20 protein-coding genes are annotated in these 21,834 nt (G+C 74.9%); 11 read left to right on the top strand and 9 right to left on the bottom strand.

All coding sequences use genetic code 11. From position 1 onward, the window contains the following. A partial coding sequence (locus tag ONA70_RS22260; RefSeq protein ID WP_265008411.1) for a hypothetical protein occupies positions 1-347 on the bottom strand: 347 nt, incomplete at its 3' end. A 177-nt stretch (positions 348-524) separates the two neighbouring features. On the opposite strand from ONA70_RS22260, the gene ONA70_RS22255 reads away from it, so the two are divergent. The 4 genes from ONA70_RS22255 to ONA70_RS22240 all read left to right on the top strand — a co-directional run bounded on the left by ONA70_RS22255 (position 525) and on the right by ONA70_RS22240 (position 5,272). Next, positions 525-887, top strand: coding sequence for a DUF6401 family natural product biosynthesis protein (locus ONA70_RS22255; RefSeq protein WP_265008410.1), 363 nt, complete (start codon positions 525-527; stop codon positions 885-887). Between the two features lie 210 nt (positions 888-1,097). After that, positions 1,098-3,236 carry a SpoIIE family protein phosphatase gene (locus tag ONA70_RS22250; protein ID WP_265008409.1) on the top strand — a complete coding sequence of 713 codons (2,139 nt, stop codon included), beginning with the start codon at positions 1,098-1,100 and terminating at the stop codon, positions 3,234-3,236. A gap of 41 nt (positions 3,237-3,277) precedes the next feature. Next, positions 3,278-3,958 (top strand): HAD family hydrolase, encoded by a 681-nt coding sequence (locus ONA70_RS22245; RefSeq protein ID WP_265008408.1) that lies wholly within the window; start codon positions 3,278-3,280, stop codon positions 3,956-3,958. Positions 3,959-3,976: 18 nt separating this feature from the next. Next, positions 3,977-5,272, top strand: a complete 1,296-nt coding sequence (locus ONA70_RS22240) for a cation:proton antiporter domain-containing protein (protein ID WP_265008407.1) — start codon at positions 3,977-3,979, stop codon at positions 5,270-5,272. 45 nt (positions 5,273-5,317) lie between these two features. On the opposite strand, the gene ONA70_RS22235 is transcribed toward ONA70_RS22240, so the two are convergent. The 3 genes from ONA70_RS22235 to ONA70_RS22225 all read right to left on the bottom strand — a co-directional run bounded on the left by ONA70_RS22235 (position 5,318) and on the right by ONA70_RS22225 (position 8,737). Continuing rightward, entirely contained in the window at positions 5,318-6,265 is a 948-nt protein-coding gene (locus ONA70_RS22235; RefSeq protein ID WP_265008412.1) for an NAD(P)/FAD-dependent oxidoreductase, read from the bottom strand. A gap of 81 nt (positions 6,266-6,346) precedes the next feature. Then, positions 6,347-6,847 carry a metallophosphoesterase family protein gene (locus tag ONA70_RS22230; RefSeq protein WP_265008406.1) on the bottom strand — a complete coding sequence of 167 codons (501 nt, stop codon included), beginning with the start codon at positions 6,845-6,847 and terminating at the stop codon, positions 6,347-6,349. 60 nt (positions 6,848-6,907) lie between these two features. Then, entirely contained in the window at positions 6,908-8,737 is a 1,830-nt protein-coding gene (locus ONA70_RS22225) for a glycoside hydrolase family 15 protein (RefSeq protein ID WP_265008405.1), read from the bottom strand. Between the two features lie 125 nt (positions 8,738-8,862). On the opposite strand from ONA70_RS22225, the gene ONA70_RS22220 reads away from it, so the two are divergent. Then, complete coding sequence (locus ONA70_RS22220; protein ID WP_265008404.1) at positions 8,863-9,444, top strand: general stress protein; 582 nt, start codon at positions 8,863-8,865, stop codon at positions 9,442-9,444. A 52-nt stretch (positions 9,445-9,496) separates the two neighbouring features. On the opposite strand, the gene ONA70_RS22215 is transcribed toward ONA70_RS22220, so the two are convergent. Continuing rightward, complete coding sequence (locus ONA70_RS22215; RefSeq protein WP_265008403.1) at positions 9,497-10,081, bottom strand: DUF1684 domain-containing protein; 585 nt, start codon at positions 10,079-10,081, stop codon at positions 9,497-9,499. Between the two features lie 173 nt (positions 10,082-10,254). Between ONA70_RS22215 and ONA70_RS22210 the strand changes: the two genes are divergently transcribed. Further along, complete coding sequence (locus ONA70_RS22210; protein ID WP_265008402.1) at positions 10,255-10,737, top strand: MarR family winged helix-turn-helix transcriptional regulator; 483 nt, start codon at positions 10,255-10,257, stop codon at positions 10,735-10,737. 10 nt (positions 10,738-10,747) lie between these two features. After that, the gene (locus tag ONA70_RS22205; RefSeq protein WP_265008401.1) at positions 10,748-11,734 is read left to right on the top strand and encodes a pirin family protein; all 987 of its coding nucleotides are present in this window, start codon (positions 10,748-10,750) and stop codon (positions 11,732-11,734) included. Between the two features lie 50 nt (positions 11,735-11,784). On the opposite strand, the gene ONA70_RS22200 is transcribed toward ONA70_RS22205, so the two are convergent. Next, positions 11,785-11,913, bottom strand: a complete 129-nt coding sequence (locus ONA70_RS22200; protein WP_265008400.1) for a hypothetical protein — start codon at positions 11,911-11,913, stop codon at positions 11,785-11,787. A gap of 242 nt (positions 11,914-12,155) precedes the next feature. Next, positions 12,156-12,896: a hypothetical protein gene (locus ONA70_RS22195; protein WP_265008399.1), complete on the bottom strand. Its 741-nt coding sequence runs from the start codon at positions 12,894-12,896 to the stop codon at positions 12,156-12,158. 345 nt (positions 12,897-13,241) lie between these two features. Between ONA70_RS22195 and ONA70_RS22190 the strand changes: the two genes are divergently transcribed. Both ONA70_RS22190 and hrpB read left to right on the top strand, forming a co-directional pair. Further along, positions 13,242-14,066: a SigB/SigF/SigG family RNA polymerase sigma factor gene (locus tag ONA70_RS22190; protein ID WP_265008398.1), complete on the top strand. Its 825-nt coding sequence runs from the start codon at positions 13,242-13,244 to the stop codon at positions 14,064-14,066. 120 nt (positions 14,067-14,186) lie between these two features. Next, positions 14,187-16,796: an ATP-dependent helicase HrpB gene (hrpB, locus tag ONA70_RS22185; RefSeq protein ID WP_265008397.1), complete on the top strand. Its 2,610-nt coding sequence runs from the start codon at positions 14,187-14,189 to the stop codon at positions 16,794-16,796. On the opposite strand, the gene ONA70_RS22180 is transcribed toward hrpB, so the two are convergent. After that, positions 16,797-17,528, bottom strand: coding sequence for a PP2C family protein-serine/threonine phosphatase (locus tag ONA70_RS22180; protein ID WP_265008396.1), 732 nt, complete (start codon positions 17,526-17,528; stop codon positions 16,797-16,799). It lies immediately after the preceding gene. 213 nt (positions 17,529-17,741) lie between these two features. Between ONA70_RS22180 and ONA70_RS22175 the strand changes: the two genes are divergently transcribed. Both ONA70_RS22175 and ONA70_RS22170 read left to right on the top strand, forming a co-directional pair. Beyond that, positions 17,742-20,351 (top strand): glycoside hydrolase family 9 protein, encoded by a 2,610-nt coding sequence (locus ONA70_RS22175; protein WP_265008395.1) that lies wholly within the window; start codon positions 17,742-17,744, stop codon positions 20,349-20,351. A gap of 142 nt (positions 20,352-20,493) precedes the next feature. Then, entirely contained in the window at positions 20,494-21,432 is a 939-nt protein-coding gene (locus tag ONA70_RS22170; protein ID WP_265008394.1) for a MerR family transcriptional regulator, read from the top strand. Between the two features lie 6 nt (positions 21,433-21,438). Here ONA70_RS22170 and ONA70_RS22165 read toward each other — a convergent pair whose 3' ends face one another. Then, positions 21,439-21,708: a flavin reductase gene (locus ONA70_RS22165; RefSeq protein WP_265008393.1), complete on the bottom strand. Its 270-nt coding sequence runs from the start codon at positions 21,706-21,708 to the stop codon at positions 21,439-21,441. Between the last annotated feature and the right edge of the window lie 126 nt (positions 21,709-21,834).

Genomic DNA, 21,834 nt, shown 5'->3' with positions numbered 1-21,834 from the left:
CCGCCGACCAGTTCCTCGCGGGCCCGCCGATCCAGCTCGCGGAAGAGCGCGTAGTACCCGTCGTCGAAGTCCTCGACGATCTGGAAGGTCCAGCGTCCGGCGATGACGTTGCGGCCGAGCAGGTCCCGGTCGATCCGGTCGGCGATCTCGTCGTGCCCGGCGGACCGGAACAGCGCCACCACGTCGTCCAGCATGAGGTCCGCGTGACCGATCAACTGGTGCACCGAGTAGAGGTGGCCCCGGGCCCGCTCCACGGTCTCCAGGGCCTCGCTGAGCTTGCCGAGCGCCTCGACCGTGGCGTCACTCACGCCCGCCGGCCGGCGGTGCGCGTCGTCCGGTCCGTCCACCGTCCCGTCCCCTTCCGTTCCGCCCTGGAGTCGGTCGCGCCGACGGCGCGGTGTCTCTCTGCCCCCGCACGGCCGGGTCAAATCCCTGTGCCGAGGACCGGACATCACCCGGACGACCGGGGTATCGGCCGGTCGGACGAGGCCGCCCCGGTGGCCGCGCGGCTAGCCTCGGTCACCATGCGCGTGCCTGACAACCGGGCGGCGGCCCGCTCCGCGGCGGTGGCCGCCCGGGCCACCCTCACCACGCTCACCGCCGCCCTCGGCACCGCCGGACTCGCCGCGGCCGTCGCCAACCCCGGCCTGCTCGCCGTCGTCGACCAGCACGCCGCGGCCGTACGGGACAGCCTGCACGGCGATCACCGGCCGCTGACCGTCGCCGCCCTCGCCGGGTACGCCGAGGGGATCCGCGCCGCGGCCCGGGAGCACGGCTGGCAGGCGCCGGCCGCCCCGGTCGACTGGTCGCAGCCGGACTGGCTGCTCACCCGTCTGCTCGCGGTCTGCGCCCTGGCCCGCTCGCTGGACCCCCGCCACCTGACCTGAGACACGGCGCGGGCGCCCACGACCACGGCGTGAACAGCCGCCCGCATACCCGGTGCTACGGAGAGCACGCCGCGCCGGACAACCTCAATTTCCCGACACCAGTTGTCGTACCGGCCCTGACCTGGCCCAACGGCCCAGCCGCGACGATCCGGTACGCCACCCGGACACGTGATCGGAACGTCTGCGCCACGCTCCGGATAGGCTGCGGTCATGCCAGGAACCGTCGGGCGGGTTCCCACGCCGTCAGCCCCCACCCCGGGAGCTTCCCCGCAGCGGGCCGCCGCCACGTCCGGCGCCGCCGGTGCCGTGCTGGCCCACCCCTGGGCGGACACGCCGCTCGGCGCGCCCGAGGGCTGGGACCCGGCGGTCCGGGCCGTGGTCGACCTGGTGCTCGCCTCGCCCGTGCCGATGGCCCTGCTCTACGGCGACGACCTGGTCCTGCTCTACAACGACGGGTACGCCGAGCTGATCGGGGCCCGGCACCCGGGCGCGCTCGGCCGGCCGGCCGCGGAGGTGTACGCCGACATCTGGCACGAGCCGGGCGCCAGCGAGGTGCTGGAGCGGGCGTACCGGCGGGGCGAGCCCTTCCTGGAGCGGGAGGCGGTGCTGCCGATCGACCGGCACCGGGGCGGCGCGGAGCCGGCGGTGTTCACCCGGGGTTACTCACCGGTCCGGGACAGCTCGGGCGAGATCGTCGGCGTGCTCACGGTGGCCGCGCAGACCACCCAGCTCACCCAACAGCTGCAGAGCCTGAGCGAATTCGCCGCCGCGCTCTCCGGCACGCTCACCCTGGACGACGTCGCCCGGGTCACCCTGCGCTACTGCCTGCACTCCTTCGACGCCGACCGGGTCTCCATCGTGGTGGACGAGGGGTCGGCCTGGCGGATGGTCCGCCGGGTCCGTGGCGAGCTGCTGGACGAGGCCGACGAACGGCTGCCGCCGCTGTGGCGCCGGATGCCGGCCGACGCGGCCGTCCCGGTCGTGGTGGCCGCGCGCAGCGGGGTGCCCTCCTTCATCACCGACGGGTACCCGTTGCGGGAGACCGCGGCGGACCGGCACGACCAGAAGATCCGGGCGCTCGCCTCGCTGCCGCTGCGCTCGGCGGTGATCCGCGGCGCGCTGACTGTCGGCAACCAGGCGCCGCACCTGTGGTCCCCGGCCGAGCGGGCGCTGCTCGCCGCGTCGGCGGAGCTGATCGGCCAGGCCGCCGAGCGGGCCCGCCGGTTCGAGACCCAGCACGGCACCGCCCAGCTGCTCCAGCGCAGCATGCTCCCCGAGCGACTGCCCGACCTGCCCCGGCTGCGGATCGCCGCCCGCTACGACCCGGGCGTCGACGGCAACGCCGCCGGTGGCGACTTCTACGACGCGTTCGTGCTGCCCACCGGGGCGCTCGGCGTGGTCCTCGGCGACGTGGCCGGGCACGACGTGCAGGCCGCCGCCCGGATGGGCCAGGTACGCGCGGCGCTGCGCGCCCTGGCGCTCACCGACCCTCGCCCGGACGCGGTGCTGGCCGGGCTGGACCGGCTGGTCGCCAGCCTGGGCGTCGAGGGCGGGACGCAGGAACTCTTCGTCACCGTGGTGTTCGGGGTGATCGAGGCCGACCGGGAGCGGATCACGCTGGCCAGCGCCGGTCACCCCGCGCCGCTGATCCGGCGCCGCCCGGCCGACGCGGAGCCCGCCGCCGAGTACGTCGAGCTGCCGCCCGGCCCGCCGCTGGGCCTGGGCTGCCAGCCGCGGACCACCACCGTGCCGTTCCGCCCCGGCGACACCCTGCTGCTCTACAGCGACGGAGTGGTGGAGCGGCGCTGGCAGGACCTGAGCGCCGGCCTGGCCGGGCTGGGCGCGGCCGTGACCGCCGCCGGCAGCAGCGACCCCCGGGCCCTCTGCGCGGTGGCCACCGCCGCCGTGCCCGGCGCCACCGAGGACGACGTGGCGGTGCTGGCGGTGGAACACGCGGTGAAGCCGAGCCGCTCGGCGAGCATGGAGGTGCCGGCCGAGCCGACCGCGCCGAGCCGGGTCCGGCACTGGATGACCGCCCAGCTCACCGAGTGGCGGGTGCCGGAGGGAGTGGTCGGCTCCGCCGTGCTGTGCACCAGCGAGCTGACCACCAACGCGCTGCTGCACGCCGGCACCGCGGCCCGGGTCGAGATCGACCTGAGCGCGGAGCGGCTGCTGGTCTCGGTGGCCGACTCGGGCACCCGGGGCCAGGTGACCCGGGCCCGCACCGAAACGCTGAGCAGCCGGGGGCGGGGCCTGGGCCTGATCGAGGAGCTGAGCGACGCCTGGGGCACCGACCCGACGGTGCGCGGTTCGACCGTGTGGTTCGAAATCCTCATCCCGCCCGGCTGAGTGGCGCGTCGGCGGCGGCCCGCGAGGGTAGAAGAAGCGCCATGCCCGACGACAACCGCTGCGGCGTCCTCTTCGACGTGGACGGCACCCTGGTCGACACCACGTACCTGCACACGGTGAGCTGGTGGGAGGCGCTGCGCCAGGCCGAACACCAGGTGGCCATGGCGCGCATCCACCGGGCCATCGGCATGGGGTCGGACAAGCTCCTCGACCACCTGCTCGGGCCGGAGCGCGACCGGGACGGCGACGGCAAGCTGCGCGACTCGCACGACGCCCGGTACGCCGAGTACTGGGAGCGGCTGACGCCACTGCCCGGCGCGGTGGAGCTGCTGCGCGCCTGCGCCGCGCGCGGGCTGCGGGTGGTGCTCGCCACCTCGGCGGCCGAGCACGAGGTGGCCGCCCTACGCGCCGCGCTCGCCGCCGCCGACGACGTGATCGACGCCGTCACCTCCTCGGCGGACGCCGGGGAGAGCAAGCCGGCGCCGGACATCCTGGTCGCCGCGCTGGACCAGTCCGGGCTGACCGCCGAGCGGGTGGTGTTCGTCGGCGACTCGGTCTGGGACGTGGCGGCGGCCGGCAAGCTGGACATCCCCTGCATCGGCCTGACCTGCGGCGGCACCGGTCGGGCGGAGCTGGCCGGGGCCGGCGCCGTGGCGGTCTACGACGATCCGGCCGCCCTCCTCGACGGCCTCGGGGACAGCGCCATCGCCACGCTCGACTGACCCGCGGGGAGGCTGCTCGTGGAACCGGTCGATGTCGCGTTCGCGCTGCTGGGCGTCGGTGCGCTGCTGGCAGGTGTCCTGCCGCGCGTGCTGGAACGGCGCCCGCTCTCCATGCCGATCGCGTTCCTCGGCCTCGGGATGCTGGTCTTCCTGCTCCCCACCGGGCTGCCCTCCCCCGACCCGCTGCGCTGGCCGGCGCTCACCACCCATCTCACCGAGGTGGGGGTGATCGTCGCGCTGATGGGCGCCGGGCTGAAGATCGACCGGCCGCCGAGCTGGGCCCGCTGGTCGTCGACCTGGCGGCTGCTGGCGGTCGCCATGCCGCTGTGCATCGCGGCGGTGGCGCTGCTCGGCTGGTGGTGGGCGGGACTGGTGCCGGCGGCGGCGCTGCTGCTGGGGGCGGCGCTCGCCCCGACCGACCCGGTGCTCGCCTCCGACGTGCAGGTGGGCGAACCGACCGACGTGGAGGACTCGGAGGACGAGGTGCGCTTCGCTCTCACCTCGGAGGCGGGGCTGAACGACGGGCTGGCGTTCCCCTTCGTGTACGCGGCCATCGCGATCGCCACCACCAGCCTCGCCCCGGCGGACTGGCTGGCCCGCTGGATCACCCTCGACGTGCTCTACAAGCTCACCGTCGGGGTGGGTGGTGGCCTGCTCATCGGCTGGCTGCTCGGCAAGCTCTTCTTCCGCGCGCCGAGCGACCTGCGGCTGGCCCGGCACGCCGAGGGTTTCCTCGCCCTCGCCGCGACCTTCCTGGCGTACGGGCTGGTGGAGGTGGCTGGCGGGTACGGCTTCCTGGCCGTCTTCGTGGCCGCCCGGGCGATCCGGGCCGCGGAGCGCACCCACGAGTTCCACTCGGTGCTGCACGGCTTCGCCGAGCAGGTGGAGCGGCTGCTCACCGTGCTGTTGTTGCTGCTGCTCGGGGGCGCGGTGATCGGCGGACTGCTCGCCCCGCTGACCTGGCCGGCGGCGCTGGTGGGGCTGGCCCTGGTCTTCGTGATCCGGCCGCTGGCCGGCTGGCTGGCGCTGCGCGGCGCGCCTGGGCGGCCGGCGGAGCACTGGGTGATCGCGCTGTTCGGCATCCGTGGCGTCGGCTCGTTCTACTACCTGGCCTACGCGACCAGCCGGACCGACTTCCCGCAGGCCAGGCTGCTCTGGGCCACGGTGGGCCTGGTGGTGGTCGTCTCGGCGGTGGTGCACGGGATCGCGGCCACCCCGGTGATGCAGTTGCTGGACCGGGCGGGCGAACGGACCCTCGGAGCCGCCCAGGGCGGCCGGACGGACGAGCCCGCCCTGGGCGGCGTCCGGGGCTGACCGGGGTCACGGCACGACCCGGCCGGTGGGCGGCTGCGGGCGTACTCAGCCCCGCTCGGCGAGCAGCCGGGCGGCCAGCGCCCGGCCCAGGTCGCGGCCGGACCGCCAGGCGCTCTGCACGCGGGGCCGCCCGAACGCGTCCCCGGCGAGGCCGATCCCGTCGTCGTCCAGGTGATACGTCCCGTCGCCGCCCCGGACCGGCTTGGCGTACGTCCACCGGTGCACGTGGGTCAGCTCGGCCGGCTCGGGGAGGCCGAACAGGTCCCGTACCGCCTCCTCGATCGCCGGGCCGGCGGCGGTGGGCTGGAGCAGGTGCCCGGCCGCGAACTCCGGCGTGGTGTGCGCGACCAGCACCGGGGCTCCGTCGCCGCGCCGGTCGCCGTCGTCACAGACCAGACCGAGCACCGGGTGCCCGTTGACGAACGCGCCACGGAAGTCCGGCCAGCGGCGGGCCGGGAACCGGAGCACGCCGGCCAGCGCCGACGACCAGCGTTGCCCGGCCACCGCCCGGGTCGCCTCGGTCAGCGCCGGGTCGAGCAGCAGGGCCGCCTGCGGGCCCGGCATGGCGAGCACGGCCGCCTCGGCGGCCCGGCCGTCCACCCGGGGCCCCGGCTCGACCGTCATCACGAGCCGGTTGTGCGTGACGGTGAGGTCCCGGGCCAGGTGCTCGACCAGCGAGCGGAGCCCGCGCGGTGCCGCCCAGCGGGTCGGGCCGGGCACCTCGCGCCGCCCGTCCGGCCCGTACGCCAGGAAGGTGTCGGTCCACTTCCGCACCAGGCCGGCGGCCCGCCAGTGATCGACCACGGCGGCGAAGTCGGGGTCGTCGACGGTGAAATAGGCCGCGCCGAGGTCGGCGGGGCGGCCGTCGAAGCGTTTGCTGGCCATCCGCCCGCCGGTCACCCGGGCCCGTTCCCGCAGCTCGACCGGGATGCCGGCCCGGACCAACTCGATGGCGCACGCCACGCCGGCGATGCCCGCGCCGACCACCACCACACCCGCCCGGCCCGCAGTCACCCGATGATCGTATTCGCCGGCCGGCATGACGGACCGGAGGCCCGGGTAGTGGTACGCCCGTCAGCGCGGCGGCAGGCGGTGCAGCTCGACCCGGTCGAGCCGCCCCGCCGCCACCCGCGCGGTCAGGTAGGTGGCGTACGGCTGGGCCCGGCGGTCGGTGGGCGAACCGGGGTTGAGCAGGCGCAGGCCGCCGGGGGCCTGGCTGTCCCACGGGATGTGGGAGTGCCCGAAGACCAGCAGGTCGCGGTCCGGAAAGCGGGCCGCGCAGCGCCGCTCGCGCCCGGCCTTCGGCCCGGTCTCGTGCACCACGGCCACCCGCAGCCCGGCCAGCTCGACCTCGGCCACCTCGGGCAGCCGGGCGCGCAGCTCCGGTCCGTCGTTGTTGCCGTACACGCCGACCAGCCGGTGGGCGCGTCGTTCCAGCGCGTCCAGCAGCGACACGTCCACCCAGTCCCCCGCGTGCAGCACCACGTCCGCGGCGTCGATCGCCGCCCACACCGGCGCGGGCAGCTCCCGGGCCCGCTTCGGCAGGTGCGTGTCCGCGATGATGACCAGCTCCACGCCCCGATCCTGCCGTCTTCTCCCCCCGTTCCGCGCGCCGGCGCCAGGGTCGGCGGACGGTCAGCCGCCCTGGCCCTGGTCCCGCGTGCCGGCGGGCACGGGCTGTCGGGCGCGGCCGCCGAGCTGCTCGGCGGCGTCGGTGATCTGGCCCGCGGCGTTGATCAGACCGATGTGCGAGAAGGCCTGCGGGAAGTTCCCGAGTTGCTCGCCGGTGGCCTGGTCGATCTGCTCGGCGTACAGGCCGAGGTCGTTGACCCGGGCGGCGAGGTCTTCGAAGAGGTGCCGGGCGCGGTCCAGCTCGCCGGCCTCGGCCAGGCAGCCGACCAGCCAGAACGAGCAGATCACGAAGCCCGCCGGGTCGGTTTTCCAGCGCCGCAGCAGGCCGTCCCGGGAGAGCCCGCGTTCCACCACGTCGATGGTCGCGCGCATCCGCGGATCGCCGGCCGGCAGGAAACCGACCAACGGCATGATCAGCACCGAGGCGTCCAGGTCGTCGGAGTCGAAGGCCCCGGTGTACGCCCCGACCCGCGGGTTCCAGCCCCGGGTCAGCACCGCCTCGCGTACCTCGTCCCGGGCCGCGGCCCAGCGGGCCACGTCGTCGGGGTCGCCGATCCGCGGCCCGAACCGGACGGCCCGGTCCAGCGCGGTCCAGCACTGCACCTTGGACGACAGGTAGTGCCGCTCGGCGTCCCGGGCCTCCCACATACCGGCGTCCGGGCGGCGCCAGTCCCGCACCGCCTGATCGGCGAGGGCGTGCAGCAGTTGGCGGACGTCCGGCGACATCGGGTCGAGGTAGTGCCGCATCAGCCAGGCGGCGTCGAGGATCTCGCCGAGCACGTCGGTCTGCCGCTGCCGCCAGGCGTCGTTGCCGACGAACACCGGCCGGCTGCCGGCGTAGCCGGCGAGGTGGTCGAGGCGGTGCTCGGTGAGGTCCCGCTCGCCCTCGACGCCGTACATGATCGGCACCAGGCCGTCGTCGATCCGGCCCATGGCCCGGGACACCCAGCCGAACTGCCGGTTCGCCTCGTCCGGGCAGGCGGCCAGCCAGAGCGCCTGGAGGGTGAGGCTGAAGTCGCGTAGCCACACGTAGCGGTAGTCGTAGTTGCGGTCCCCGCCCAGTTCCTCGGGCAGCGAGGTGGTGGCCGCCGCGACGACCGCCCCGCTCGGCCCGTAGGTCATCCCCTGCACCACCAGGGCGCTGCGGCGCACCTCGTCCCGGTACAGCCCGCGGTACTCGTGCAGCCCGGCCCAGGACCGCCAGCCGGCCACCGTGTCGGCGATCACCTGGTCGGCGTCGGGCAGCGCGGGCGGCTGTTCGCCGAAGGTCGGCGCGTACCCGAGGGTGAAGTGGTGGGCGATGCCGACCCGGGCGGTGAACCGGCCGGACGCCATCCCCTCGTCGCAGGTCATCGGCACGTTGGCGCGCAACTGGAGGTGGCACGCGCCGGCGGTCGCGTCGATCACCCCGTCGGTCTCGCTGAGGTAGGCGTGGACCTGGCCGTACTCGAAGCGGGGCTGGTACTCCACCCGCATCGGCACCTCGCCGGAGAGTCCCTCGACGACCCGGGCGAGGACCCGTGGCGACCGCACCCCGACGTCGTGGCCGCGGGCGCCCGGCTCCAGCGCCAGGGCGTCGGTGACCGCCGCCGTTCCGGTCCGGGTACGGAACACGGTGCGCAGCACCAACGTGTCGTCCAGGTAGGACCGCTCGCTGGTGTAGTCGCCCTCGGGGTGGATGCTCCAGTGACCGGCGGTGTCGTCGAGCAGCCGCCCGAAGACCGACGGTCCGTCGAAGCGGGCCGGGCACCACCAGTTCACCGCGCCGTCGCGGTCGACCAGAGCCGCGCTGCGCCCGTCCGCGAGGAACCCGTGGTCGTTGATCCGTGGCACGGTCGTGTCTACCCGGTCCCGCCCGCCGGCATGCGCGGCCCCGGCCGGCGCAGTCAATCCGTCCTCCGGGACGCGTTACCGCCCGACAGCGGCGGGAACGCGGCGGGCTGACGAAGGAGGAGCTCATGACCAGACCCTCGGCCTCGCCCTGGCGGCCCAACATGCCGGGCAGCGACAACCTCCCGTCCGGTCCCGGCGGCCGTCCGGCTGCGCCGAGCGGGGACGGACACGGCCCCCGGGCCGGCCCGCCGACCGTCACGATCGGGTCGTACCCGGACTATCCGTCCGCCCAGCGCGTGGTGGACTACCTGGCCGACAACCGGTTCCCGGTGGAACGCACGGCGATCGTCGGGACGAACCTGACCCTGGTCGAGACGGTGATGGGCCGGATGACCACGGGCCGGGCCGCCCTGGTGGGCGCGGGTACGGGTGCCTGGTTCGGGCTCTTCATCGGGTTGCTCTTCGGCATCTTCACCGTCGGTAACTGGGTCGCGGTGATCGTGGCCGGCTTGGTGATCGGCGCCATCTGGGGTGCCGTCTTCGGCGCGATGGCGCACGCGATGAGCGGGGGCCGGCGCGACTTCACCTCGGCCAGTTCGCTGCGGGCCAGCGAGTACGCGGTCACCGTGGAGGCCGACGTGGCCGAGCAGGCCCGGCAGCTGCTGGGTCGGATGCACCTGACCCCGACCGGCGCGACCGCCCGCTGACCGGCCTGTCCTCGACGCCCCGGCGCGCCCGCCGCACCGGGGCGTCGCCGGCTCAGTGGTACGCCAGCTCGCCGGCCCGGATCGGCACGTCCACCCGGTTCTCTGGCGGGGCGAGCGGGCAGGCCCAGCGGTCGTCGTACGCACAGCTGGGGTTGTAGAGGTAGTTGGCGTCCAGCCGGACCCGGCCACCGGGGAGCACGGTCAGGCCCCGCCCGAAGGTGCCCTTGACCGTGTCGGTGAGGTACCGCCCGCCGCCGTAGCTCCCCGCCCCGCAGGTGGCGTCCCGCACCGGCAGGAACAGCCCGCCCCCGTACGCCTCGATCCACCAGAGGGTGAGCGGGCCCCAGGGCGTCTCGGCCACCGCCACCCTGCGGTACCGCACCACGCCGTCCGGGCCGCCGGTGTTGATGCCGAGGGCGCCGGAGGCGGGGCGCAGCGGCGCCTCGACCACGGCCCCCGGATCGGGCGGGTACCAGCGCAGCCCGGTGAACCCGGCCCGGTCGGCGGGCGGCAGGGGGCTGCACGGGTGGGTGCGGAACAGCTCGTCCCGTGCCGTGCGGAACCCGGTCAGGTCGAGGTCGGAGAGGTGCAGCCGGGCCACCCGCTCCCGCCAGTCGAGCAGGTCGAGATCGTCCACTCCCCGACCCTAGCCACCGGGGCAGCCCGGCCAGCCGGCACACCCGGCCTCCGCCCGGTGACCGCCCTTTCTATTCAGATTTCAACGTCACCACCGTCAAGCACCACTGTCACGCGGCTCACAGGCGCTTTGGAGGGCTTGTTGAAATTTTAAATAGTGCTACTGTTCCGGGCATGACGGAGAGCTTGGACAGCGAGCGGATGGCCTGCTGGCGGGCGTACATCGAGTCGAGCCAGCGGCTCTTCACGCAGCTCGAGGACGATCTGCGCACGGACAGCGAGCTGACCTTCGCCGACTACCACGTGCTGGTGCTGCTCTCCGAGGCCCCGGGGCAGCGGCTGCGCATGGGTGAGCTGGCCGGGCGGCTGGTCTTCTCGCCGAGCCGGCTGACGTACCAGATCTCCTCCATGCAGAAGCGGGGCCTGGTCGCCCGGCAGTCGTGCCCGGAGGACCGGCGCGGCAGCGAGGCCGTGCTGACCGCCGCCGGCCTGCTGGCGCTGCGCGAGGCGGCGCCGCACCACCTGCGCTCCGTGCGCACCCACCTGATGGACGACCTCGACGACGCCGAGGTCGCCTGCCTCACCCGGGTCTTCGAGCGGCTCGGCCGGCGCCTGCGCGCCGACCGCGACGCGTCGTCCACCCCGGCCGACAAGTAAGGAGCCCGAGATGCCCGCGATCACCGTTGACGACGTCCTCGTCCTGCCCCGCCTGCCGCAGCTGGACGAGTCCACCACCTTCCGGCCGGTCCGCCGGCTGACCACCGCGCCGAGCGGCTACGAGGGCGAGGGCTTCCCGGTCCGCCGGGCCTTCGCCGGGGTTCCGCTGAGCGAGCTGGACCCGTTCATCCACCTCGACCAGATGGGCGAGGTCGACTACGCCCCGGGTGAGCCGAAGGGCACCCCGTGGCACCCGCACCGGGGCTTCGAGACGGTGACCTACATGATCGACGGGATCATGGACCACCAGGACTCGCAGGGCGGCGGCGGCACCATCACCGACGGCGACACGCAGTGGATGACGGCCGGCAGCGGCCTGCTGCACATCGAGGCGCCGCCGGAGCACCTGGTGACGAGCGGTGGCCTCTTCCACGGCCTCCAGCTCTGGGTCAACCTGCCCAAGGTGGCGAAGCTGATCCCGCCGCGCTACCAGGACATCCGGGGCCGCGAGTCGGCGCTGCTCACCACGCCCGACGGCGGCGCGCTGATCCGGGTGATCGCCGGGGAGATCGCCGGGCACCAGGGCCCGGGGTCGACCCACACCCCGATCACCATCGCGCACGTGACGCTGCAGCCCGGCGCGGAGCTGAGCCTGCCCTGGCGGCCGGACTTCAACGCGCTGGTCTACGTGCTGGCCGGCCGGGGCACCGTCGGCACCGACCGGCGGCCCATCCACATCGGCCAGCTCGCAACGCACAGCGCGGGCGACGCGCTGCGGGTCACCGCGGACCCGACGCAGGACGGCAACAGCCCGGCCCTGGAGCTCTACATCATGGGCGGGCAGCCGATCCGGGAGCCGGTGGCGCACTACGGCCCGTTCGTGATGAACACCCGGGCGGAGCTGATCCAGGCGGTCGAGGACTACCAGGCCGGCCGGCTCGGCGTGATCCCGGCCGAGCGCCTGCCGCACACCGGCGGCGAGGGCGCGCGCCCCTGAGCCCGCGGGCGGTGGGCGTCCCGGCATCGTCCGGGGCGCCCGCCGGCGGCTCAGGAGACGGCGAAGATGCCGGCCACGCCGAGAATCACCATCACCAAGACCGCGACCAGCGCGCCCCGCTCCCCCTCGACCGTCTGCTCGCGGTACTCGGTCACGGTGTTCGTCGTCTCGGTGGGCATGCTGGTGCCTCCTCCGTACTCGTGCTCCAGGGGCGCGGTGGGGCCTCGCGTCCGGGCCGCGCCGACCTGGGGCGGTCGGCGTACGGCTCCGTGCCGGGGGTCCTACCGTGAGGGCGGTGTCGACCTCGGGAGGCTGGAACGTGACCACGCGGGACTGGTTCCTCACCGCTCGGGCACCGTGCCAACCCGGGCTCTGAATTACCCGTTTGGGCGACGGGAAACCTTGCCGAGCCGTCGATTCACTACGACGCGGACGGCAGGCCGCCGCGGGTCCGGCGGGCGGGCACCTGATGCACCGGCGCGGACACCGGCTCGTCGAGCGCGTCGGGCCGGGCGGGGTACGCGAACGACACCCGGGGCGAGTAGAAGCCCCAGCAGATCTGCAGCGGGTTGGCCGGGCGTAGCGGGTAGACCGGGTGCTCCGGGTCGAGGAACTCCACCGACTCGATCTCGAACGGCGACACCGGCTCGGCGACGTACGGGAAGTCGGTGACGACCAGTTCGTCCTCGCGGGCGGTGACGTAGCGGTGGTGCCCGTTGTGCGCCTCGGTGCCGGTGTACCCGACCCGGGCGGCGACCCGGATGAGCGGGCGGCCGTCCACCCGGGTCTCGGTGCTGAGCCGTCCACCCCGGACCTGCACGAGGGTCTCCCCGGCCGCCGCCGGGGCGCCGCGGGCCGCGACGTACGTCCGGATGCGGTGGCTGGACGCGAGGTAGTGGGTCCACCAACCACCCGGGATATCCCCGTCCGGCGGGTCCATGTCCTGCAGCGAGACGGCCAGGAAGGTGAGCGAGTACGCGCCGACGCCGGAGGTCTGGCACTCGTCGTCCACCACGTACTGGCAGAGGAAGACCTGGCGGTCCGGGCGCGCGCGGAGACCGGCCGGGACGAGCGCCGCGACCGCGTCGGGATCCGCCGGCAGCCAGCTGAACATCAGCGTCGGGGCGTTGACGACGAGTTGCGGGGCGGCGGGATCGAGCACGGGTGCCTCCCGTGGACGGGTACACAGGGGACGCTACGGGCGGTCCCGTCAGCGGGACAACGACGGAAAGCCGACACTGAGCGCCGATTGTCCGGTTTCCTGCTGGCCGTCCGGTCGGCTGTCAAGCGGCCGTCCAGACCGACCGGCTGGGCTCATCGAGCATGAGAGCCGGCCCTTTTCGCGCCTAGTTCAGCGTGTTTATGCCCGAAAACACCTTAAGCACATCATCCTTTCGGCTAGATATTTTGGAGCCGATCGGGTTAGGGTGGCTTCCGAACGGACTACATGGAGCCTAAACCAAAGCGTCACGTCTTTTCCGCGGACGAGGTGCAGGGAGGACCACCCATGACCGCGAAGACCCTGACCGAGCGGGCGGCCACCCCGCCGTCCACCAGCGAGAAGCTCGACCCTCGGGCGCTCACCGACAGCGCCGCCGACGTGCTCCAGGCGATGGCCGCCCTGCCCGTCAACCACCCGTCGCGCCCCGCGCTGCGGGACAAGGCGATCGAGGCCTGGCTGCCGCTCGCCAACCACCTCGCCCACCGTTACAGCGGCCGGGGCGAGCCCACCGACGACCTGGCCCAGACGGCCGCGGTCGGCCTGATCAAGGCGATCGACAAGTTCGACCCCTCCCGGGGCGTCGACTTCGCCGGGTACGCCATCCCGACCATCATCGGCGAGCTCAAGCGGCACTTCCGCGACCGCACCTGGGACATCCGGGTGCCGCGTCGCCTCCAGGAGCTGCGGCTGGCCATCTCCGACGCCAACAGCTCGCTGCTGCAGACCCTCGGCCGGTCGCCGACGGTCGCCGACATCGCCACTCATCTCAAGCTCACCGAGGAAGAGGTCCTGGAGGGCCTGGAGGGGGCCCGCGCGTACAACGCGGTGTCGCTGTCCACCCCGACGGGGGACGGCGACCGGGCCACCGAACTGGGCGACATGCTCGGCGGCGAGGACTCCGAGTTCGAGCTCGCCGAGCTGCGGGTGGCGCTGGGCCCGGCGCTGGCCACGCTGGACGAGCGCGAGCAGAAGATCCTCACGCTGCGCTTCTACGGCAACCTGACCCAGTCGCAGATCGCCGAGCAGATCGGCGTCTCCCAGATGCACGTGTCCCGGCTGCTGGCCCGGGCACTGACGAAGCTGCGCGGGCAGCTCGACGGAACGTACTAAGGGGTGGAGGACGATGGCCGGGTCGGCGGGCCCGGCCATCGTCGTGTCCACGCCGGCCGGCCGGTGGTTCACCGGCCGGGCCGTTCCGGTTCCGCGCCGGCCGGGTGCGAGAGTGGGTCGGTGCTCTCCGACGTACCCCTCGATCTGCCGGTCCGCCCGGTGCTGCCGGCGCTGGTCGGGGCGCTGCGCACGGCCGGCGCGGCGGTCCTGGTGGCGCCGCCCGGCACCGGCAAGACCACCCTCGCCCCGCTCGCGGTGGCCGACCAGGTCCCGGGGCGGGTGATGATCGCGCAACCCCGGCGGGTGGCCGCCCGGGCAGCCGCCCACCGGATGGCCGCGCTGCTCGGCGAGCGCGTCGGTGGCCGGATCGGGTACGCCGTGCGCGGCGAGCGGCGGGTCGGACCGGACACCCGGGTCGAGGTGGTCACCACCGGGCTGCTGGTCCGGCGGCTGCACCACGACCCCGAGTTGCCCGGGGTGGGCGCGGTGCTGCTGGACGAGTGCCACGAGCGGCAGCTCGACGCCGACCTGGCCCTGGCGTTCAGCGTGGAGGCCCGCGGCGCGCTGCGGCCGGACCTGTGGCTGCTGGCCATGTCGGCGACCCCGCAGGCGGACCGGTTCGCCGCGCTGCTCGGCGGCGCGGGCCGGCCCGCCCCGGTGGTCCGCGCGGAGGCGGCCCTGCACCCGGTGACCCGGATCTGGGCGCCACCGCCCCGGCCGGTCGCCGCGCCCGGTCCGGGCCGGGTCGATCCGGCACTGCTCGACCACGTGGCCGCCACCGTGCGGCGGGCGCTGCGCGAGCGGGACGGGGACGTGCTGGTCTTCCTGCCCGGGGCCGGCGAGATCAACGCCGTCGCCGGCCGACTGGCCGACCTGCCGGGCGGCGTCGCCGTGCTGCCGCTGCACGGCCGGCTGCCCGGCGCGGCCCAGGACGCGGCGCTACGTCCGACGGACCGGCGCCGGGTGGTGCTGGCGACCGCCGTCGCGGAGAGCAGCCTGACCGTGCCCGGCGTCCGGGTGGTGGTCGACGCCGGACTGAGCCGGGTGGCGCGTACCGATCTGGCCCGGGGTCTGGGCGCGCTGGTCACCGTGCCGGTGTCCCGGGCGGCGGCCACCCAGCGGGCCGGCCGGGCCGGGCGGGAGGCTCCCGGGGCGGTCTACCGGTGCTGGTCGGAGGCGGGTCACGCCCGGCTCGCGCCGCAGCCGGAGCCGGAGATCGCCACCGCCGACCTGACCGGGTTCGCGCTGGAACTGGCCGCCTGGGGTGACCCGGACGGCAGTGGACTGTCGTTGCCGGATCCCCCGCCGCCGGCCGCCCTCGCGGTCGCCCGGGAGACGCTCACCACGCTGGGCGCGGTGGACCCGGACGGCCGGATCACCGACCGGGGCCGGGCCGTCGCGGCGGCCGGCACCCACCCCCGGCTGGCCCGGGCGCTGCTGGACGGCGCGGAGCGGGTGGGCGCCGACCGGGCCGCCGAGGTGGTCGCCCTGCTCGCCGAGGAGACGCTCGGCGGCGCGGGCGACGACCTCACCGCGCTCTGGCGCCGGCTGCGCGCCGGCGCGGACCCGGCCGCCACTGCCCGCTGGCGTGCCGAGGTACGCCGCCTACGCGCCGCCGTGCCCAGAAGCCGCCCGGCCCCCATCGGCGCGACAAGTCTCCGCGATCTTGGAGTTGGTGTCCCCGCCAAGGGAACGCAAGCCGCAGAACGCGAGCCCAACGTGCAAGATCGCGGGGCGGGCGACAACCTCTCCGACGACCTGGCGGCGGGGCTGCTGGTCGGGTTGGCGTACCCGGAACGGCTGGCCCGGGCCCGTCGGGCCGGCGGGTCCGGGTACCTGATGGCGGGTGGCACCGCCGCGGAGCTGGCGGCCGGGTCGGGGCTGGCCGGGTCGGCCTGGCTGGCGGTCGCGGTGGCCGACCGCTCCCCGGGCGCGCCGACGGCGCGGGTGCGGCTGGCCACGCCGGTGGACGAGGCGACCGCGCGGGAGGCCGGCGGGCCGCTGCTGCGCACCGAGCGCGAGGTCGGCTGGTCCGGCGGCGACGTGGTGGCCCGGGAGGTGGTCCGGCTCGGCGCGATCGAGCTGGTCGACCGGCCGCTCGCCGCGCCAGACCCGGAGCGGGTCGCCGCGGCCGTGCTGACCGGGTTGCGCCAGGGCGGGCTGGACCTGCTGACCTGGACGCCGGAGGCGGCGGCGCTGCGCCGTCGGCTGGCCTTCTGCCGGCACGCGCTCAGCGACGACTGGCCGGACGTCTCCGACGCGGCGCTGCTCGACGGGGCGCCCGGCTGGCTGGGCCCGGAGCTGGCCCGGGCCCGGCGGCGGGCCGACCTGGCCCGGATCGACGTGGCGGCGGCGCTGCGCCGGCTGCTCGACTGGCGGCAGGCCGCCCGGCTGGACGAGCTGGCGCCGGAGCGGCTGCCGGTGCCCAGCGGCTCCCGGATCCGGGTGGACTACGCCGACCCGGCCGCCCCGGTGCTGGCGGTCAAGCTCCAGGAGACCTTCGGCTGGCGCGACGCGCCCCGGATCGCCGACGGTCGGGTGCCGGTGCTGTTGCACCTGCTCTCCCCCGCCGGCCGGCCGGTGGCGGTCACCGCCGACCTGGCCTCGTTCTGGCGTACCGGCTACCCGCAGGTGCGCGCGGAGCTGCGCGGACGCTATCCCCGGCACCCGTGGCCGGAGGACCCGACCACCGCCGAGCCCACCCGGCGCGCCAGCCCGCGCCGGCGCTGATCAGGCCGGTTCCTCCACCACGTCGGAGATCACCACGGTCACGTTGTCCGGGCCGCCGGCCCGCAGCGCCAGGTCGATGAGCTTGGCCGCGCACGCCGCCCGGTCGGCGTACTCGCCGAGCACCTCGGCGAGGGTGTCCGGGCGGACCACATTGGAGAGGCCGTCGCTGCACAGCAGCCAGCGGTCGCCGGCGCGGGGCACCATCGTCGCGTACGTCGGGGAGACCTCGTCGCCCTGCAGCGCCTGGGTGACCACGGCCCGGCGGGGGTGGCTGCTCGCCTGCTCGGGTGTGATCACACCCTGGTCGACCAGCATCTGCACGAACGTGTCGTCCCGGGTGACCTGCTTCAGCACGCCCTCGCGGAACAGGTAGGCCCGCGAGTCGCCGACGTGGGCCAGGGCCAGGCAGCTGCCGGTACGGGCGAACAGCAACCCGGTGAGGGTGGTGCCCATGCCCTGTCGTTCCGGGTCCTCCTCGACGGCCTGGCGGATCCGCGCGGTAGCCAGCTCGATGCCGCTCTGCAGGGCGGCGACGAGCGCGTCCTCCGGGGTCTCCAGGTCGAGCGGGGCCACCGCGTCGATGGCGATCCGGCTGGCCAGATCACCGGCCGCCATGCCGCCCATGCCGTCGGCGACGGCGACGAGCCAGCTGCCGGCGTGGAGCGCGTCCTGGTTCCCGCTGCGGATCAGCCCTCGGTCGCTCGCCCCGACGGAACGAAGCTTCAGGGTCATGGGAGGCAGCCTGCCAGGCGAAGGCATCGGTTGTCTCTAGGAGATCGGGACGATGCTGCGCGGCGCGGCGAATCTCACTGCCGACCGAGGCGGCAACCCATCGGACCGGATCGATTGACAGCGGGGGCACGCGCTGGAAACATCGGGCTGGCATTGGGAGCGCTCCCAGCTCTCGATCGCGCCGCCACCGACCCCGCACGGAAGGACCCCTCCGTGACCCCATCCCGACGCCGCCGCACGGCGCTCGCCGCGGCCACCACCCTGGCGCTGATCGGCGCCACCGCCGGCGTGGCGCACGCCGAGGTACCCCCGGACGCACCCGAACAACTGCGCAACGGCGACTTCAGCGACGGCCCGTCCCCCTGGTTCTCGTACGGCACCGGGCCGCTCGGCGTCACCGACGGCCGGCTCTGCACCACCGTGGCCGGCGGCCTGGCCAACCCCTGGGACGCCGGCATCGGCCAGGACGCGGTGCCGCTGATCGCGGGCGCCGAGTACGAGATCTCCTTCGATATCTCCGCCACCCCCGGGGCGCCGGTCAAGGCGGTGCTCCAGCTCGGCAGCGCCCCCTACACCACGTACGCCAGCGTCGACGCCACCGCCAGCGGCACCGCCACGCGCGTCAGCCGGACGTTCACCGCCCCGGCCGACAACCCGGCCGCCCAGCTGATCTTCCAGATCGGCGGCAGCCCCGAGGCGCAGACCTTCTGCCTGGACAACGTCTCGCTGCGCGGCGGCGAGGCGGCCCCGCCGTACGAGCCGGACACCGGGCCACGGGTCCGGGTCAACCAGGTCGGCTACCTGCCGGGCGGCCCGAAGAACGCGACCGTGGTCACCACGGCCACCGACCCGCTGCCCTGGCAGCTGCGGTCGGCCGCCGGCGCGGTGGTGGCCAGCGGCGAGACCACCCCGCGCGGCCTCGACCCGACGTCGGGGCAGGACGTGCAGACCGTCGACTTCTCCGCGTACCGCACCCCGGGCACCGGCTACACGCTGGTGGTCGACGGGGAGGCCAGCCACCCGTTCGACATCTCCGGCACGCTCTACGACCGGCTGCGCGCCGACTCGCTCCAGTTCTTCTACGCCCAGCGCAGCGGCATCCCGATCGACGGTGACCTGCTCGGCGCCGGGTACGCCCGCCCGGCCGGCCACCTCGGCGTGGCGCCCAACCAGGGCGACACCGACGTGCCCTGCCAGCCCGGCGGCTGCGACTACCGGCTGGACGTGCGCGGCGGCTGGTACGACGCCGGCGACCACGGCAAGTACGTGGTCAACGGCGGCATCGCCACCTACCAGCTGCTGAACGCGTTCGAGCGGACCAAGACCGCGGAGACCGCCGCCGGCGGCGCGGCGCTCGGCGACGCCACGCTGCGCGTGCCCGAGCGGGGCAACCGGGTCCCGGACCTCCTCGACGAGGCCCGCTGGGAGCTGGAGTTCCTGCTGCGCATGCAGGTGCCGGCCGGCCAGCCGCTCGCCGGGATGGCCCACCACAAGATCCACGACCGCAACTGGACCGGCCTGCCGCTCGCCCCGCAGGACGACCCGCAGCCGCGCGAGCTGCACCCGCCGTCCACCGCGGCCACCCTCAACCTGGCCGCCGTGGCCGCCCAGTGCGCCCGGCTCTTCGCCCCGTACGACGCCGCGTTCGCGGCCCGCTGCGGCACTGCCGCGAGGACCGCCTACGCGGCGGCCAGGGCCCACCCGGCGGTCTACGCGAGCGCGGCCGACGGCAACGGCGGCGGCACGTACGACGACTCGAACGTCACCGACGAGTTCTACTGGGCCGCCGTCGAGCTGTGGCTGACCACCGGGGACGGGGCGTACCTGACCGACCTGACCGCCTCGCCGCGGCACACCGCAGAGGTGTTCGACGCCGGGGGCGCGTTCGGCTGGCAGAGCGTGGCCGCCCTGGGCCGGCTCGACCTGGCCACCGTGCCCAACACCCTGCCGGCCGCCGAGAAGGCCCGGATCCGGGCCTCGGTGACCGCCGCCGCCGACCGCTACCTGAGCACGCAGCGCGGCCAGGCGTACGGGCTGCCGCTGCCGGGCGGGGCGGACGCGTACGTCTGGGGCAGCAACAGCAACATCGTGAACAACGCGGTCGTGCTGGCCACCGCGTTCGACCTGACCCGGGACGCGAAGTACCGGGACGGGGCGGTGCAGACCGCCGACTACCTGCTCGGCCGCAACGCGCTGAACATGTCCTACGTGACCGGCTGGGGCGAGCAGCACGCGCGCAACCAGCACAGCCGGATCTTCGCCCACCAGTTGAACCCGGACCTGCCGACCCCGCCGGCCGGCTCCCTCGCGGGCGGCCCGAACGCCGCCCTCCAGGACCCGTTCGCGGCCAACCTGCTCGCCGGCTGCCGGCCGATGTTCTGCTACGTCGACGACATCAACTCGTACTCGACCAACGAGGTGGCGATCAACTGGAACTCGGCGCTGGCCTGGCTGGCCTCCTTCCTCGCCGACCAGGGTGACGCGGCGGCGGTGCCGGCCCCGACCTGCGCCGCCACCTACATCACCCACGGCAGTTGGCCGGACGGCTTCACCACCCAGGTCACCGTGCGCAACACCGGCAGTTCGGCGGTCAACGGGTGGAGCGTGCGCTGGGCGTTCACCGGCGACCAGAAGGTGAGCAGCTACTGGTCGGCGCAGGTCAGCCAGTCCGGGGCCACCGTCACCGCGAGGAACGAGTCGTGGAACGCGACGATCGCCCCCGGCGCCGAGATCACCTTCGGCCTGAACGGCACCACCTCCGGCGCCCCCAACCCCAACCCGACCCTGATCACCCTCAACAACACCGCCTGCACCCTTCCCTGACCGCGCCCCCTTCGGTGGTGGCAGCAACTTCGGGGAAGTTGCTGCCACCACCGCCCGCGAGGCAGCAACTTCCCCCAAGTTGTCGTGCTGTCCCGGGGGCTCGGGTTGAGTCTCCAGTGGGTGGAGACGGCAGGGTGGGGGCGTGCGCGACGAGGAGTGGTATTCCATCGGGGAGCTGGCCCGGCGGACCGGGCTGCCGGTGCGGACCATCCGGTTCTGGTCGGATCAGGGGCTCGTCCCGCCGAGCGGGCGCAGCCCCTCCGGCTACCGCCGATACGACCTGACCGCGATCGCCCGGCTGGACCTCGTCCGTACGCTGCGCGAACTCGGCTTCGACCTGGCCACCGTCCGGCGGGCGCTGGACCGGCCCGCCTCGGTGCCCGAACTCGCCGCATGGCACGCCGACGCGCTCGACGTGCAGATCCGCACCCTCCACCTGCGCCGGGCGGTGCTGCGCGCCGTCGCCCGACGCGGATCAGGCCCAGAGGAGACCACCCTGATGCACCGACTCGCCACGCTCTCGGACGCCGAACGGCGCCGGCTCATCCACGACTTCGTCGACACCACGTGGGGCGACCTCGACGCCAACCCGGAGTTCGTCGCGATGATGCGCGCAGCCACCCCCGACCTGCCCGACGATCCCACCCCGGAGCAGGTCGAGGCGTGGATCGCCCTCGCCGAGCTGGTCCAGGATCCGGAGTTCCGGGCCGCCGCCCGCCGGCTCGCCGAACACCAGGCCGCCGACCGGGCCGCCGGCGACCGGACCGGCCTGCACCACGACCTCACCGAGCAGGTCCGGGAGCGGGTGACGGCGGCCCGGGCGGCCGGGACCGACCCGGCCTCCGCCCCGGCGGCGGCCGTCGTGACCGAACTGGTCGACGCGTACGCGCGGACGTTCGGCCGCACCGACGATGCCGGCTACCGGGCTGAGCTGCTGGACCGCCTGGTGGCCGCCAACGAACCGCGGGCCGAGCGGTACGTCCAACTCCTCGCCACGATCAACGGCTGGCCGGTCCCGCCCTCGCTCGGACCGGTCTTCGCCTGGTTCATCGCGGCGCTCCGCGCCCACCCCGTCCCCTGACGGCCGCTACGGCCCGTCGGGGTCCTGGCCGCGCGCCCGAGCCCAGGTGAGGAAGCGGTCGGCCAGGCCGGCCGGGCGGGCGTGCCCGTTGAGCTGGGCGAGTTGGTCGCCGGCCTCCTGCATGAGCGTGCCGAGGTAGACCAGCAGCGCGGTCCGGTCGTCGCGGTACTCGACCAGCAGCGCCAGCCGCGCGGGTTGGCACGGCCACTCCGCGCCGCACGCCCGGCACCGCCACAGCGGCCGCATCGGTACGTGGGGGCGCGCCGGCCGGCTCACCGCGCCGTCCCGCCGCCGTCGCTGCCGCGCCCGCCGCCGGCGTTGCCGCGGCCGCCGCCGGCGTTGCCGCGGCCGCCGCCGGCATTGCCGAGCCGGGACCCGGGCGGCACCTCCAGTTGGAGGAGG

Source organism: Micromonospora yasonensis (genome assembly GCF_026013475.1).
GTDB lineage: Bacteria > Actinomycetota > Actinomycetes > Mycobacteriales > Micromonosporaceae > Micromonospora > Micromonospora yasonensis.
Note: the sequence above shows the minus strand (reverse complement) of the source record. Positions and strands in the feature narration are given on the sequence as shown.